The following is a 15750-nucleotide window of genomic DNA, read 5'->3' on the forward strand; positions in this document are numbered from 1 at the left end:
GATGACTCAGTCACCTGACGCGAAGACGGACGGCCCCGCGGAAGGGAGAGACGACGCCCTGCGCCTGATGGTCGTCGGACTGGGCATGATGGGCAGAGCCGCGGCTGCCGTGGCAGTGGCGGAACTGCCTCTGGCCCACCTTCACCTGGTGGACGTGGACCAAGGCAGGGCCCGGGCGGTGGCCGACGAGTTGGCTCGTCACGGTGTGCCCGTGACGGCAGGCACTTCCTGGCAGGACGGTCTCGGCAGCTGCGACGTCGCGCTGCTCGCCCTGCACTGGCCCCAGACGGAACAGTTCCTCGCCGAAACCCGTCACAGCGGTCTCGGCGTGGTGAGCATCACCCGCCCACCGGTCAGTCCCGAGCCGTATGTCCCGGAAGTGGTGCGTGAGCGCACCGGACCGGCCGTGCTCCCGGTGGGGCTGGAACCCGGCCTCACCGAGATCCTGCTCGGCCATGCGGTGCGTGGGCTCGACCGGGTGCACGCCGTCGAGACCCTGTGCGGCGGGCTCACGACACAGCCCCCGGACGGCTTTCCCTACCGGCTGTTGTTCGGCGGCACGACGCTGCCGTTCACACAGCGTCCCGCCTTCGCCCTCGACTCCGGGCGCAGACGCACGCTGGAGAGGTTCTCCGCCGTTCGGCCGGCTTCCCTTCCCGGGCTGCCCTCCCTCGAGTCGTACCACGACGGAATGGTGCCCTGGTTGTGCGAGTTACCCGGTCTCGACGGCGCCGATGTCGAACAGCGCTCGGTTCGCTGGCCGGGCTTCGTCTCCGCCGTCGCGCTCCTGCGTGCGGGCGGACTGCTCGACGAGGACGACATCGAGGTGGCGGGAACGAAGCTCACGCCCCGCCGCGTCACCGATGAGATCGTCGGGCGGAAGCTGCAACGCGGGTCCCACGAACGCGAGGTCACCCATCTTCAACTGACCGCGCACGGGGTCGCCGGAGGCAGGGAGGTGACCCGTCGCATCAACATCTGGTGCCGTGACGACGAGACTCCGTTGGACTCCGGCATGGCCTGCATGACGGCGGTACCAGCGGTCGTCGCGGCCGGCCTGGTGGCGGGACACCCGGGAGGCTGGCGCCGTCCGGAAGAAATCTTCGACACATCCACGATGGAGGTGCTCTTCACCGCGCTCGAGCGCCACGGCGCTCACATACGTGATCGATTCATCGAAGGTGAGCCGACATGACACGGGGGGACGACCTGATCACGCACCGGCTGATCGGAATCGGCGTGGGGCCTGCGAATCTCAGCCTGGCCGCACTGCTCGACACATCGGAGAACTCCTCCGACGATGTTTTCTTCGAAGCCAAAGAGAGCTTTCAGTGGCATGCCGGGATGATGCTTCCGGACGCCGAAATGCAGGTTCACTTCCTCAAAGACCTCGTCACACCCGTCGATCCCACCAACCCTCACTCGGTCCTCGCGTACGCCGTGAGCCGAGGTGAGCTCTACACGCTGCTGAACACGCGGCGGCAACGGGTCTCCCGGCGGGAGTTCGAGGCGTACTGCTCCTGGGTCGCCAGGCGGCTGCCCAGCGTCAGATTCGGTTCCGAGGTCCTCGACGTGCGCTGGGACGGCGCCTTCGAGGTGACCACCACGGACGGAGCCTACCGAGCGCAGCACCTCAGCATCGGTACCGGGGTCGTACCGAAGGTCCCTGCGTGCGCCCAGGGCCGCGGCCTGCCCGGTGTCATCCACTCCGCCGACTTCCTGCACCACTCCATACCGGCGGACGCCACGACCGTCGTGGTCGTCGGTGGCGGCCAGAGCGGCGCCGAGGTGGTCGCGCACCTGCAAGAGACCCTGGCGCCGGACGTGGCCGTCGAATGGGTCACCCGCAGGAACAACTTCCTGCCGCTGGACGAGAGTCCGTTCGTCGAGGACATCTTCACGCCGGAGGCGAGCGAGGAGTTCTTCCACCGTCCGGCCGGCGTGCGCATGCGGTTGCTCGCCGACCAGCAATTGGCCAGCGACGGCGTCTCGGACTACCTGCTCGAACGGATCTACCGACGGATGTACGACGTCCGTAACGGCTATCGGGAGGGACCGAGGGTACGGACCAGTGCCGCGACCGAGCTGATCGGCCTGGAAACCGCGGGCCCCCGTGGCACCGATCTCACCGTGCGGGACCGGCTCACCGACGAACAGCGCACCGTCCGCGCCGACTTCGTCGTACTGGCCACGGGGTACGAACAAGCCCTGCCCGAGGCCGTGCGGCCGCTCCTGCCCCTGATCTCCCTGGACGACGGCCGCCCGAACCTGCGCCCGGACTTCTCGGTCGAGTGGGACGGTTCGGCGTCGAGCAGGATCTTCGTACAGAACGGAGCCCGGCACGCGCGCGGCGTCGCCGACCCCAACCTCAGCCTGCTGGCCTGGCGTTCCGCCACGATCGCGGTGGCGGTCGCCGCCGACCTCGGCAAGCGGCTGCTGGAGCCGCATCTGCCTCCGGACCGCCGCGCGGGCGCGTCGCCTCACTCATCCGGCAGCGAGGACACCCAGGACTGGGCACGAGAACCCCGAAGGAGCGCTGAATGAGCACGGCACAGGAGCCGGATCTCACTGGTGTGCTGCCGGTCGAGCAGCTCAAGGTCACGCCGAGCGGGCCGGTGGAGGGATTCTGCTTCCCGGAGATCGACCACCGCCCGTCGGCTCCGTTCAAGGCGTCCCGATGGCGCCTCGACCCCGGTCTGTGGAGCAACTGGGACCAGCACGAGGTGCTGGAGGCCTGGATGGTGGCCTCGGGAACCGGATCCGTCTGGCGGGAGGAGGAGGAAACCCCTGTCGGCCCCGGTGACGTCGTCCTCATGCCCAGCCAGGTGAGGCACCGGCTGCACAACACCGGCTCGGTACCGATGACCTTGTTCAGCGTCTGGTGGCCGCCCACCGCACAAGCCTCCACGGCAACCGACTCAGGAAGGACGCAGCGTGCTTGATTCCGTGAGCAGGGCTCTGGACCGGATCCGGACGGATCAGCCCGTGAAGCCCTCGTACTTCTTCTTCGCCGGCTATCTCACCCCCAACGGTGAACTGCACCTGGGCCATCTCGGCGGGCCCTACCTGCGTTCCGACGCGGCGGCCAGGTGCATGGGGATGTACGGCGCGCGGGTGGCCTGTGCCACCGGATCGGACGCCTTCGAGAGCAGCGTGACCTACGCGGCCGCGGCGAACTCGGCTCCAGAGACGGCCGCTTCGATCGCCACCCACTTCACCGACCGCGCCGCACAGGCACTGCGGTCCATGCGGATCCGGCAGGACGACTTCGTCAACCCCTGCCAGGAGCCGGTGCGCGGGGAAGCCGCCGAGGCATGCCACCGGCTCGCGTCCGCTCTGGGGGACGCCGGCCGGCTCACCGTGCGGGAGGAGCAGTTGTTCCTCGGGATCCCGCCGGCGCCTCCGGCGGCGACCGGCGCCTTCCTCTCCGGTCAGTGCACGTACTGCGAGGTTCCGCAGTCGGGCAACGTCTGTGAACAGTGCGGGCGTTGGATGCACCCTGAGCGGATGACGTCGGCGTGGGTACCCGACGGGACATCCGGCCCGGCCGAGCGCGGAGGTGTCAGCTCCGTCTTCGTGCGCACGGCCGCGGAGATGAACGCCGAGGCCATGCGGGAGGTCCTGGAACCCGAGTTCGCCCATCTCGTGCGGGACTATCCCGAGGTCTTCGGCGACACCCTGCGGCTCAGTCACCCGTCGTGGTGGGGGCTTCCGTGGAGCACGCGGCTGACGCCCGCGCCACACCCGGAGTCGGTGTTCTCCAGCTATGTGATGGGCAAGTACGGATCCACCAGGGTGCTCGGCGCACGTCAGCGCGAGCGGACCGGGGTCGACCCCTTCAGCTCCGGGAGCGGAGTGACCACCGTCGCCGTGGGCGGCCTGGACAGCGCCTTCGGCTGGATCTCGCTGCAGGCCCTGGTCGACCCCACGGTGGATTTCGCGCCGTTCGACCACATCGTGGTCAACCGGTTCATGCTGCTGCGCGGCGAGAAGTTCTCCACGTCGCGCAAGCACGTCATCCGGGTCAACGACGCGCTCGCGCACGGGCTGTCGCCGGACGCACTGCGGCTCATGCTGGCCCGGGTCTCGCCCAGCCACGAGGAGTCGGACTTCGTGCCCGAGAAGGCCGCGGCACAGTCGGGCGACGACTGCGCCACTCTGCTCGGCGCGCTGCGGCAGTCGCAGATCGGCGGCGGCGTGGAGCCCGAGGCCGCACCGCAGTTCCTGGACGCGGCCGTGGCCCACCTGAGGCGACAGCGGGCGGCTTTCACACTGCCGAGCGTGGACCTGCCCGCGGCGGCCGAGGCGCTGCTGGACTGGGGATCGCTGCTCTGTGAGGGCGCTTTGGAGGGGCATCCGCGTTTCGCGCGGCAGGTCCTGGCGCTGCTCGCCCTTCCCCTGATGCCCGGCTGGGCCGTCGGAGTCTGGCGCACGGCCGCAGAAGGGCTCCCGCCCGGTCTCGACCACGAGCCGGGAGCCGAGGAACACCCCGTGGACCCCTTCGATCTCCCGGCCGTCTCGGCGGCCGACCTCGACGCCCTCGCGGAGCAGGGCCGTACGTCCTGACCGGCCCGTACCGAACCAGACCGTCCGGCGCGGCCCGGACCCGTGCCGTCCTCAACTCGTCCTGGAGGCTTACTGCATGAGTGATCAGACACTCGACCTCACCGCGATCGTTCCCGAACTGCGCACCCGGGGCCTCCTGCCTGCGGACACGGCAGGAGTCTTCGCCAGCGGTTCCATGGTCCGCGGCTGGGGCAACGAGACCAGTGACGTGGACGTGCACGTCATCACCGGGTCGCTGCGCGAGTCCTCGATCGCGGAAACGGGGCACGTCTCCCTCGAACCGAACGTCCTGACGTACGAGCGCGTCTACGTGAACGGCCGCAGGTGGGACATCGAGTACTGGACGCAGAGCCAGGTCGACCAGCTGCTCGCCAAGGTCACCTGGGAGGCCTACAACAGCCCGGACTCCCCCTGGTCCACGCTGAGCAGGACGGAACTCGGCATGCTCGAGCGGCTGCCCTACGCCGCCGCGGCCGACGACGGTGGCTGGCTGTCCGACGTGCAGCAGCGCCTGCGTGACTCCGCGCACCGGGTCATCCTGGTCGGCATCTCGCTGCGGGAGTCCGACGGGCTGGTGGAGGACGCGGCGGGACAGCTGGCGGCCGGTGACGTGCACAGCGCCGTCATCGCGGCTCGCCTCGCCTTCAACCACATCGTCGACGCCCTCCAGGCGCAGGAGGGCCAGTTCGGCAGTCTGTGGCCCAAATGGCGGGCGCGGCGCATGACGTTGATCAACTCCAAGGTCCTGACATTCGAGACGTACTGGGCGACGGAGACCATGGCGAACTTCGACAGCGGGAATCCCGGCGCCTGGGTGGAGGACACCATCGGGCTGTGCCGAAAGATCTCGTCCGAGCTGGAGGTGTGACACCCATGACCGAGCAGAACGACAGCGCGCCGGTTCCGCGGATTCCGCTGAACGTCCGACTGAGGAAGCACCGTGGCCGGCACCTCGCCATCGGCTACGAGCACGCCCTGGAGCTGTCGCCCACGGCCGTCTTCATCTGGAACCAGATCGACGGCACCACCGACGTCGACGGAATCGCGCAGGCCGTCAGCACCGAGTACGCGATCGATGTGGAGACCGCTCTGGAAGACGTGCGGGCCCTCCTCGACGAACTGTCCGGCCACCAGCTCGTCGTGTGGGATTCGTCCGCACAGCCCAGGCACGGATGACGATGCCGGATTCCGCAGCCGCCCTCGAGCCCACGCGCGGCGAGCGGGCGCGCCTGCTGGCGGCGCTCATGGCCCGGTTCTTCGGATCCGGGTTCTGGGCGCCGTTGCAGGTGCTGTTCTTCGTCAGGATCGCCGACATCCCCGCGTTCACGGTGTCGGTCGGCCTCACGGTCGCCACCGTCGTCGGGCTGGTCGCGGGGCCGTACATCGGTGGGCTCGCCGACCGCCACGGCACCCGGAACGTGGGCGCTGCGGTCTTCGGATTCGCGGCCTGTGCCTCGGCGACCCTCGCGCTGGTCGACTCGGTGCCCACGTTCCTCCTCGCCATCACCCTGATCTCCATAGGCCGGGGCGGACAGGCCGCCGTCTCGGGGGCCCTGGTCGCCGCCGTCGCCGGGGACTCGAAGCTCGATTTCCGGGCGCGGGTCTATTCGATGCAGAACCTGGTGATGACCATCGGCCCCGTCTTCGGCGGCCTCGTCCTTCAGGCGGACGACCGGAGCTGGTACATGGTCGCCGTCGCGGTCGAGGTGGCCGCGTGTCTCGTCGCGTGCGTCCTGGTCGCCAGCCTGTCCCCGCGTCCGTCCGCCGTCCCGAAGACCGAGCACGCCTCGGCCGGTGCGCTGCGCGACCGGCCCTTCATGGTGGTCAGCGGGCTGTCCGGGGTGCTCGTGCTGTTCGACGCGGTGCAAACGGTTCTGCTGCCGCTGTGGATCACGGAACGCACCGACGCGCCCCGGTGGATCGTCTCCGCCGTGTTCATCATGAGCAGCGTGATCGTCGTCGCGTTCCAGCGCCGGGTCTCCGCGGGGACGGAGGACGTGGGCGCCGGCGCGCGAGCGATGCGGCGTACCGCGCCGTTGGCCGTGGTCGCGCTGGTCTTCTTCTTCTCGGCCGCGTACACGGCCGACTTCGTCACCATCGCCCTGCTGCTGTCCGGTCTGTCCTTCCTCACCTGGTCCGAGATGTGCTTCGCGGCGGGCGAGTATTCCCTGTCGTACGGTCTGGCCCGGGACGAGCGTCACGGGCAGTACCAGGGCGCGTACGCGGTGGGTGTGGGCCTCGGCTCGGCGGCCGCGCCGCCTGTCGTCACGGGCCTGTGCCTCGGGCTGGGGCCGGCGGGCTGGGTTGTGCTGGGCGCCCTGCTCCTGGGGGCGGGTGCCCTCGTCCCGGCGGCCACCCGGCACGCGGCCGACGCGATCAGAGCGTCGAGCCGTTCCGTGGACGATCCCCGCGGCCAGAGCGGCAGAGTGTGACGGACCGGCGGGGGCCGGGGCGGCCGTGATTGCCGCCCCGGCCCGTCGTCGTCCGGTGATCCGAGCTCAGGGCCGCGTCACCGTGCCATGCTCTCGCAGTCGCTCGTGCAGCCGCGTACGCACCACATCCTCGTCCTGCAGGAAGACCTTCGGGTCGAGCGCGCTCTCGTCGAAGGCGATCCCGTCCTTGCCGAGTTCGTCGGCGAACTGCGTCCCCTGCTGCAGGCTGCGCAGTGACGCCTGCTGCACCGTGCGGTAGGCGTGCTCTCGCTCGACCCCGTTCCGCGTCATCTGCAGATAGGCCTGCGCGCTGAAGATGCGGCCCCGCGTGGCGCCTAGGTTCTCGGCCATCCGGTCGGTGTTCACCACGAGGCCGTCCACCAGCTCGGTTGCCGCGGTGACCTGGTAGTACGCGAGGTTGCAGGAGTCGGGCAGGACCACCCGCTCGACCGAGGAGTGCGCGAGGTCCCGCTCGTGCCACAGCGCCACGTCCTCCAGCGCCGCACCGACGTTCGCCCGCAGCAGCCGCGCCAGGCCGCAGAGCCGTTCGCTGGTGGTCGGATTCCGTTTGTGGGGCATCGCGCTCGACCCCTGGTAGGCGGAGGTCCGTGGTTCCTCGACCTCGGCGACCTCGGTGCGCTGCAGCAGCCTCATTTCGAGCGCCAGCTGCTCGACGCTCGCTCCCAGGACCGCGAGGGCCGCGACGAGTTCCGCGTGCCGGTCCCGGCAGACGACCTGTGTGGGGGCGGGTTCGGCCGTCAGCCCCAGCCCGGCGAGCACCTCGGCCTCCACCGCCGGTGTGGTGGTGGCGTACGTACCGACCGCACCCGAGATCGTACCGACGGCCACGGATTCACGTACGGCTGAAAGACGCGTGAGGGAACGGTCCACGGCGAACGCGAGCGTGGCGAGCTTGTGGCCGAATCTGATCGGCTCGGCGTGAATGCCGTGGGTTCGTCCCACGCAGATCGTGTCCCAGTGCTCCAGCGCCCGTCGCGCCAGTACCCGGTACAGCTCGCGGGCGGCGTCCAGGACGAGGTCGACGGCGTCGCGCATGGCCAGTCCGAGTCCGGTGTCGACGAGGTCGTAGCTCGTCAGCCCGTGATGCACCCAGCGCGCGCTCTCGTCCGGCATCGCCTTGGTCCATGCGGCCAGGAAGGAGAGGACCTCGTGGTCGCGCGTGCGCTCGGCCTCTCGTACGTCCGAGATGTCCGGCCCGGGCGTGGCCGCGATCGTCTCGGCGGCCTCGGCGGGAATGATGCCGTGCTCGGCCTGTACCCGCGCGACCAGCGACTCGATCGCGACCCAGCGGGCGAAAGTGGCCTCCTCCGTCCAGATCCGGGACATCTCAGGGCGTACATAACGGTCGATCACGTACTTCCTCCTTGGTTCAGGGGAGCATGAGGGGACGAGTGCCTCTCGACTCCCCCCACGGTTGCGAGGCCGTCGGCGGTGCGGGCAGCGCGAAGGGGTTCGACTGCCACGCCCGCAAGGCACGCCGCACTGCTGCGTCGCGCAGTGTCCGGTCGTCGGTGTAGTCGCTGATCTCGCGTGCCAGCGACCGGGCCAACTGGGGTATCCGGTACCGCCGTTCGTTGCCCCGGTAGTCCGCGCGCACCAGCCCGGAGCGGGCCAGTTCGGCGAGCAACCCGCGGGTCTCACTCCCGGGCAGGTCCAGGGCCGCCGATGCCACCGTGTCGGTGAACGAGTGGGCGTCGAGCCACCCCAGGAGCCGGAACGCTCGGCGCGCGGAGTCCCGCAGGCGCCCATAGGGCCCGCGCAGCCGCGCTCGTACGTCGATGGAGCGCGAAGTCAACAGGTCGAGCCGGCGCCTGGGGTCCCGCAGTCGCTCGACGATCTCGTCCCACGTCAGGTCCGGCTCGTCGGTGATCCGCTCGGCCAAGGCATGGACGGCCGCCGGCAAGCCCTCCAGCACCGCGTCGAACACCCGCACCGCGGACTCGGCAAGCCCCGTCGACGGCTGGGCGCGGGCCCGGATGAGCAGATCGAGGACCTGCTCCAGCGGGTAGGGACGGAGCTCGAGCACCTCCAACCGCCGCCCGGCCGGCCGGGACATGGTCGTGCAGACGATCAGCCCGCCGCCCGGCGGCACCGGCAGCATCCCCTCGTACTGGGCCGGGTGCGTCACGTCGTCGAGCACGACCAGCGCCGGGGATCGCGCCCACTCGGCCCTGAGGTCGCCCAGCGGTTCCCCACTGGGCTCGACCCCCCAGGCGCCCAGAACGCGTACGGCGATCTCCTGCGCACTCCGGTCGTCCTGTTCGGCGTTCCGGGCGTGGACCGTCACGGGTGGCCGCTCGGCGGCACTCGACCGGCGGACCCCGTGCACCACCGCGTTCGCGGCCCAGCTCTTGCCGATTCCCGGCGGACCGACGACAGCGATCGCCGCCCCCTCGGCGCGGCGGCGGGTCAGTGACGCGGTGATGAGCGTTTCGGGGCCGACGGGGCCCTCCTCGGCCCCGGACCGCGGTTCCGGGTGTGCGGCCAGCGCGTTCTCCTGGGCCTGACGCAAGGCGGGCCCCGGTTCGATGCCGAGGTCGTCGAGCAGCAGGCGGCGGGCACGGCGATAACAGTCCAGTGCTTCCGCCCTACGTCCCGAAGCCGTCAGGGCCTCGACGAACAGGGCCCAGAGCGACTCCTGATGGGGCCGCTCCGCCGAGGCCTCCCGCAGTGGCCCGACCGCCGCGGCCGGGTCGGCACGGATCTGCTCCCGCGCCCAGTACTCCAGGGCCAACAGCCGCAGATCGCCCAGCACATGGGCGTGCGCCTGGTGGAGGGCCTCCGACGGCACGTCCCCCAGGGGCTCTCCGCGGAACAGGTCCAACGCCCGGGTGAACAGCCGCAGCCGCTCGTCGGGGTCGGCCGAGCGCCGACCCGCGTCGATGCGTGCCCGGGCGAGCCGGACGTCGACCTCGTAGCGTTCCAGGTTCAGGACATACCCGCCGGGGCGCGTCAGGATCGAGTCCGCCCCGAGGAGGCGTCGCAGCCGGGCGATGTAGCCGTGGAGCGTCTTGCGCGCGGAGCGCGGCAGTTCCTCCGGCCACAGGGCGCTGAGCAGGCCGTCCGAGGCCACCCCCTGTTCCTCGGCCGACGCGAGCATGGCCAGCACGATGCGCTGTTGAGCCTGGGGCACCGGGACAACGTCGCCGTCCTCGTCCGTCAGCCGGAAAACACCGAGCAGTTCGATGATCGCGCGTGTCGGCACTACGCGGTTCCCTCCCCCGAAGAGACGTCCGGATCGTGACCTTCACTCACCGATGGGCCGGCTCCCCGGTCGGGAGGGGGCGGCGCACCAGGATGCCGTGCTCGCCCTCGGGCACCATGCGCAGCGCGACCCGCAATCGGTCGGTCATACGGGGTGTCACCATCGTGAGGGCCGTCACAGGATCGTGGTAGGCGACCTCGGTGATCTCACCGTCGGTGAAATCGAAGTCCCGTGGTGTACGTGCGTCCAGTTCCACGAAGAAGGTCATCATCACGATCTCGGCTCCCTCCCAGTCGGAGGCGCCGTAGTCCACGGCACGCAGTTCTCCGACGCGGCAGTCGACGCCGAGTTCCTCACGAATTTCGCGGCGCAGCCCGGTGACGGGGTCCTCGCCGGCCTCCAGGATTCCGCCGGGCAGATCCCACCGTGCTTTGTAACTCGGATTCACCAGTAGGATTCGGCCTTTTTCGTCGAACGAGATCCCGCCCACGGACACCTTTTTACGGTTCGTCACATTCACGCTCCCCCATGTCGATCCCTGCCGACCTCATCGCGACGGTGTGCCGCAGCCCCCGTGACACCCAACTAGTATCGTGGGTCAGCGAATTACCGGCAAGATCATGTTTTCGGCGATGACACCGTTTGTACAAGTACGTCTCGTGCAAGTACGTCTCATGCAAGTACGTCGACCGAGCCGGCGATTCATTCATCCGGCATGTCGGACAGGGGGGTATGTCCATGCGTGGGTTCGGCGATGTCCCACATCGGCTGAAACTGATGCTGCGTCCCGGAGTTCGCAGAACACTCGTCGGCGCGGTGGCGGCCGATTCCGTCGGTCAGGGTGTCCTGATAGCGACCACGACTTTCTACATGCTGCGCGTGGCCGGCCTCACCGCCGTCCAGGTGGGTTCCGGGCTGACCCTGGCCGCCGTACTGGGCATCGTGGTGTCGACACCGGTCGGGCATGCCGCGGACCGCTGGAATCCGTTGAGGCTGACCGTACTCATGACGGCCCTTCAGGCCGGCGCGGTCCTGGGCTTCATCGTGGTCCACAATCTGCTCTCCTACCTCCTGGTGACGGCCTTTCAGGCCATCGCGGTCGCCTCCGCATCGGTCACCGGAGCAGCCATGCTCCCCACGATCGTGCCGCCCGAACAACGGGTACGGACCCGGGCCACCACGCGCGTGACGAGCAACGTCGGTATATCCGTCGGCGTGGGCATCGGCGGCGTCGCGGTCGGGGTGGGGTCCGCGGACCTCTACCGGTCGCTCTTCGCCGTCGCCGCGATCGGTCTGCTGCTGTCGGCCTGGTTCTTCGACCGCCTACGGCGCTACCAGACGCTCACGTCCCCCGTCGCCACGTCCGGTACGGATCAGAACGCGTCAGCCCCGGCGGACACGGAGCCCGCCGCCCCGCAGGAACGATCCGACGACTCGGCGACCGGGGCACTCAAGGACCGGCCCTTTCTGATGGTCACCGTCATCAGCGCCCTGCTGGCGATCAACGACGGCCTCCTGACGGTCGCGCTGCCCCTGTGGATCAGCCAGGCGACCAGCGTTCCGCCCTGGATCTACTCGGTCGCCATCGTCCTCAACACCCTGGCCGTCGTCCTGTTCCAGATTCCGCTCAGCCGCTCCTCCGAGACGACGGCGGGCGCGGGCCGGGCGCTGCGCATCTCGGGGGTGGCGCTGGCGGCGGCATGTCTACTGTGGGCCGTGGCGGGATCGCCGGACACGGCGTGGCCGGCGGCGGCGCTGGTCCTGGTCGGCTGCGTCGCTCACGTCATCGGCGAACTCACCTCGTCGGCCGGTGGCTGGGCGCTGTCGTACGCGCTGGCCCCCGAGCACGCCCATGGCCGGTACCAGGGCGTGTTCGGCACCGGGCAGCAGATCTCCAACGCCGTGGTCCCGGTCGTCACCGGCGTCTTCCTCATCAACAACGGCGTCGGTGGCTGGGCGATCGTGGCCGGCGTACTGCTGGTCGCCGGTCTGGGCGCGCCGCGTGCTGTGGCGTGGGCCGAGCGCACACCGCCGCGTACTTCACCCGTACCGGCGGAGGCGACCGGGCGGATCAGCTGAGACCCGTCACGGCGTGGTCGCCGGGGGCGGCGCCTCGTCGAGGAGCGCTTCCCACCCCTCGCGCTTCGCCACCGCACGCACGGTGGAGGTGACAACCCGCTCGTCGACCGACCGGAAGTGCCTCAGCAGCTCCCACTCCTTCTCCTGGACGGAGCGCACCACGTCGTCCGACCACCGCGGTGCGACCACCAACGCCCACCGGGCGTGCAGCCGACCCCCTCGGATGACCTTCGCGTCGAAGGAGTCAGGGCCGAGGTCGATCCGCTCGTAACCGTGCGCCGCCGCCCATCGGATCGCCGCGTAGTACGTGAGGTTGAAGTAGATGGACGCTGCTCGTCCGTATTCCTCGGCCACTCCGTGACCACGCGCGAACATGGTCCTGCCGCTCAGGAAGAACTGCGTGAAACCGACCATCTTGCCTGCGCGGAAGGCCGCCATCACGATGCAGTCGCTGAGCCGCTCGGCCTGGTCCTTGAGTTTGTCGATCTCGGCCTGGAGCGTCATGTCGTGCCCGTAGCGCAGCGAGACCTGGAGGGCGAGAGCGCCCATCTCCTCCAGGTGTGTGCCCATGGGCAGGATCCGCAGTTCGCACCCCTCGTTCTCGAACCGGCGCATCTCGCGGCGGAACTGCTTCCAGCGGCTCTTGCCCACCACGGCCCGGTAGCCGTCGAGCCCACCGGCCGGCACGGCCAGATCCACGGCACCGTCGAGAAGCACCACACGGTCCTCGGGGTCGAGTTCAGCGAGGACCAGGTCGAGGCTGTCGTCCGTGACATACAGCATGGCACCGGCCTCACCCCGCTCTCGGCACCGCGTCCTGAAGGCGTCCAGCAGGGCGCGGGCCGCCATGGACCTCCGATCGGGGTCGGTCAGTCGGCCGGTGAGGAACTCACTCGTGTATCCCAGCCGGGTACCGGCCACGCAGGACGTCGCCCCGGCAGGTGCGGCCCCCGCGAGACCCAGGACCGCCTCCAGGTCGTAGTAGAAGGGGCGCTTCCGCTCGAAGGCGTAGGTGGGCAGTGCTGAGACCGGGCGGTCGTTCTCGTACAGCACCAGGTGCCCGCAACGGCCGTTCGTCATGAGGTCGGCATGGCGAATCCAGTCCGCGCTCGAGTAGAGGGAGTGCCCGGCGGACATCGCCGTCCAGTCGGTCGCGTCGACCTCGGAGGCCGGCCCGACGTCCTTGACCACCCATGGCCGAGACTGCGGCGGTACCCAGGTCATGCTCTCCCCTCGGTCACCGAGTCGACGAAGCTGATGGCGCCCGCGCCGCCGACAGGCCCGATGTGCAGTACGGCGGTCCTCGCCTCGACCACGCCGCGACGCCGGAACCCCCGGACGATCTCGTCGACACGGTCCGCGAAGTCGTCCTCGTCCTCGGCGACTTCGTCGGCCAGCGTCTGGACGAGGCTCGACTCGGCCTCGACCGGCCAGCTCTCGCCGAGCCGTGCGACCAGGCCACGCCCGGCCCGGTCGCAGAACTCCCGCAGGCCGCCCGGAAGGACGTGCCCTTCCGGCGTCGTCAGCACCAGAGCGGTCAGACACGCCGTTCCGTCGGGCGCCAGACGCGACGGCAGTCGGCGCAGAATCGCGCGCCCCGCGGCGAAGCCGTCGGGTTCGTTGGCCACCCCCGGGAGGAAGGGGATGTTGGCGATCACCTGGTCGTACACCGCCTCCGCCGGCAGGGGGGCGAACAGATCGCCCGTCCACCGGCTCATCCGGTCGGCGAATCCGTTCAGAGCGACATTGACCCCGGCGACCGCGGCTGCCGCCGCGTTGATCTCCACGGTGTGCACTGTGGCACCCCTGCTGGCGGCCGCCAGCCCCTGCAGACCGGTGCCGGAGCACAGATCCAGCACGAACGAGCCGGGGACGATGTCGAGTTGGCGAGCGAGCTGGACGGAGTCCGCCCCGAAATACAGGTCCGTCTCGAACGGAGAAGGCGGTGCCGCAAAGAGCCACAGGCCCAGCGGCCGCATGAGGACCGCATCGATCAACTGGGCTTTCCCGCCCTGATGGTCGAGGATTCCGACCTCGCTCAACTGCGGGAAACACTCCTGCAGCTCAGGCGGGAGAATACGGGTGTCGACGGCTCGTCCGAGCAGAAGGAATTCATGGACGGGACGCACATCGTCGGCGAGCGATGCCGTTGCCGCCGCCCAGTCGGAGATGCTCGGCTGTCCGTCGGGAAACGCGGCCAAGAACTCCGGCATGCCCACGTCCTCCAGAACACGGGCCAGCCGTTCCAAAGGAGCTGTCTGGGCAGGTCCTTGGACGCTGGAGAACAACGCGCTGTGCATGAACCACCTGTTCCTTGGATCATCTTCGCCGATACTTTGAGCATCCACTCCCGGGCGTCATCGCGTCGAGGAGTCTTTGCCGGTCAACGCCCTTGTGGCACCTGGAAGGTGCCCGCTCTCCTGCTTTGTCACGCACCCCGAGGACAAACATGACATCGCTCACGGTGGTCATCGACGCCGATCCTGGAACCGACGACGCCATCGGCATCCTGGTGGCACTGGGCCATGCCGATCTGGAACTGCGGGGGGTCACGACGGTCGGCGGCAACGCGGCTGTGGATGTCACCACCGACAACGCGCTGCGTCTGCTCTCCGCGGTGGACCGGCCGGTTCCCGTGTTCGCCGGATGCGCGACACCGCTCGGGGCGCGCGAGCGCTTCGGGCACGGATTCCTCGCCCGGCCGCACCGTCCGGGCCGTGACCGCGAAGGGCTCGGACTGCCCCCGACGAGCCGCCGCGCGGAGGACGTGTCGGCAGTGGACTTTCTGATCGACACCTTCACGGGCGAACAGGCCGCCAATGCCGTGCTCGTGGCCACCGGGCCCCTCACCAACGTCGCGTCGGCGCTCCTGCGCCGCCCCGACCTGGCGCGTTCACTACGCCGGTTGGTCGTCATGGGCGGCGCCCGTGGTCAGGGAAACGTCACCCCATCTGCCGACTTCAACTTCTGGGCCGACCCGGAGGCCGCTCGTGTGGTCCTGCGGGCCGGGCTCCCGGATGTCGTACTGTTCCCTCTGGACGCCACCCGCAGTGCGCCGCTGACGGAGTCCGACTGTGTGGCGATCGAACGCTCGGGACATGTCGGCGCCCTGGCGGCCGACATCATCCGCAGCCGCATGCCGACCCGCGCGGCCGACGGCTCGGTACCGGACCCTGCTACGACCGCGACCGTCCACGACGCCCTGTGCACCGCCCACTTGGTCGCTCCCGTACTGCAGGCCTCGGAACGCTGCGAGGTGGACGTCGACACGAGTGAGAGCGGCCGGCGCGGCACCTCCGTCATGAAGCGGGCCTCCGGACGGGACTCCCCCGGAGTCGAAGTCGCCCTGCGTGCACGGTCCGACATCCTGGCCCGGACGATCGGCGCGGCCACCCGCCGGATGTCGGCCGACGGCACGCCGACCGGAGCATCATCCCGGTGAACGCA

The 15750-nt window shown here is 69.7% G+C and carries 14 protein-coding genes; 9 read left to right on the forward strand and 5 right to left on the reverse strand.

Annotation, left to right across the window (positions count from 1 at the left end; translation table 11 throughout):
• Position 1 precedes the first annotated feature (1 nt).
• From EHO50_RS05890 to EHO50_RS05915, 7 genes are all read left to right on the forward strand, one after another.
• Positions 2 to 1195, forward strand: coding sequence for a saccharopine dehydrogenase family protein (locus EHO50_RS05890; RefSeq protein WP_128428690.1), 1194 nt, complete (start codon positions 2 to 4; stop codon positions 1193 to 1195).
• Positions 1192 to 2544 (forward strand): lysine N(6)-hydroxylase/L-ornithine N(5)-oxygenase family protein, encoded by a 1353-nt coding sequence (locus EHO50_RS05895; protein ID WP_128428691.1) that lies wholly within the window; start codon positions 1192 to 1194, stop codon positions 2542 to 2544. The genes EHO50_RS05890 and EHO50_RS05895 overlap by 4 nt, the downstream gene beginning before the upstream one ends.
• Positions 2541 to 2942, forward strand: a complete 402-nt coding sequence (locus EHO50_RS05900) for a cupin domain-containing protein (protein WP_128428692.1) — start codon at positions 2541 to 2543, stop codon at positions 2940 to 2942. Before EHO50_RS05895 ends, EHO50_RS05900 begins: the two co-directional genes overlap by 4 nt.
• Positions 2935 to 4566 (forward strand): class I tRNA ligase family protein, encoded by a 1632-nt coding sequence (locus EHO50_RS05905; RefSeq protein ID WP_128428693.1) that lies wholly within the window; start codon positions 2935 to 2937, stop codon positions 4564 to 4566. The genes EHO50_RS05900 and EHO50_RS05905 overlap by 8 nt, the downstream gene beginning before the upstream one ends.
• Positions 4567 to 4642: 76 nt before the next feature.
• Positions 4643 to 5434, forward strand: a complete 792-nt coding sequence (locus EHO50_RS43895; protein WP_164904758.1) for a hypothetical protein — start codon at positions 4643 to 4645, stop codon at positions 5432 to 5434.
• A gap of 5 nt (positions 5435 to 5439) precedes the next feature.
• Entirely contained in the window at positions 5440 to 5742 is a 303-nt protein-coding gene (locus tag EHO50_RS43900; RefSeq protein WP_164904759.1) for a PqqD family protein, read from the forward strand.
• A gap of 2 nt (positions 5743 to 5744) precedes the next feature.
• Positions 5745 to 6998: an MFS transporter gene (locus tag EHO50_RS05915; protein ID WP_164904760.1), complete on the forward strand. Its 1254-nt coding sequence runs from the start codon at positions 5745 to 5747 to the stop codon at positions 6996 to 6998.
• A gap of 66 nt (positions 6999 to 7064) precedes the next feature.
• Here EHO50_RS05915 and purB read toward each other — a convergent pair whose 3' ends face one another.
• The 3 genes from purB to EHO50_RS05930 are packed head-to-tail and all read right to left on the reverse strand — an operon-like array spanning position 7065 to position 10744.
• A complete protein-coding gene (gene purB, locus EHO50_RS05920; RefSeq protein WP_167517969.1) occupies positions 7065 to 8372 on the reverse strand; it encodes an adenylosuccinate lyase in 1308 nt (435 codons plus the stop codon).
• Between the two features lie 16 nt (positions 8373 to 8388).
• On the reverse strand, positions 8389 to 10224 hold the full coding sequence (locus EHO50_RS05925) for an AfsR/SARP family transcriptional regulator (RefSeq protein WP_128428697.1): 1836 nt from the start codon (positions 10222 to 10224) through the stop codon (positions 8389 to 8391).
• A gap of 46 nt (positions 10225 to 10270) precedes the next feature.
• A complete protein-coding gene (locus EHO50_RS05930; protein WP_128428698.1) occupies positions 10271 to 10744 on the reverse strand; it encodes an NUDIX domain-containing protein in 474 nt (157 codons plus the stop codon).
• Positions 10745 to 11001: 257 nt separating this feature from the next.
• On the opposite strand from EHO50_RS05930, the gene EHO50_RS05935 reads away from it, so the two are divergent.
• Positions 11002 to 12303: an MFS transporter gene (locus EHO50_RS05935; protein WP_164904762.1), complete on the forward strand. Its 1302-nt coding sequence runs from the start codon at positions 11002 to 11004 to the stop codon at positions 12301 to 12303.
• Positions 12304 to 12309: 6 nt separating this feature from the next.
• Here the strand turns inward: EHO50_RS05935 and EHO50_RS05940 are convergent, their stop codons facing one another.
• Together EHO50_RS05940 and EHO50_RS05945 are read right to left on the reverse strand one after the other, a co-directional pair.
• A complete protein-coding gene (locus EHO50_RS05940; RefSeq protein ID WP_128428700.1) occupies positions 12310 to 13527 on the reverse strand; it encodes a GNAT family N-acetyltransferase in 1218 nt (405 codons plus the stop codon).
• A complete protein-coding gene (locus EHO50_RS05945) occupies positions 13524 to 14516 on the reverse strand; it encodes a methyltransferase (protein WP_164904763.1) in 993 nt (330 codons plus the stop codon). Before EHO50_RS05945 ends, EHO50_RS05940 begins: the two co-directional genes overlap by 4 nt.
• A 236-nt stretch (positions 14517 to 14752) precedes the next feature.
• Between EHO50_RS05945 and EHO50_RS05950 the strand changes: the two genes are divergently transcribed.
• Positions 14753 to 15745 carry a nucleoside hydrolase gene (locus EHO50_RS05950; protein WP_128428702.1) on the forward strand — a complete coding sequence of 331 codons (993 nt, stop codon included), beginning with the start codon at positions 14753 to 14755 and terminating at the stop codon, positions 15743 to 15745.
• The last annotated feature ends 5 nt before the right edge of the window (positions 15746 to 15750 follow it).

The organism is Streptomyces cyaneus (assembly GCF_004028635.1).
Lineage (GTDB): Bacteria > Actinomycetota > Actinomycetes > Streptomycetales > Streptomycetaceae > Streptomyces > Streptomyces cyaneus.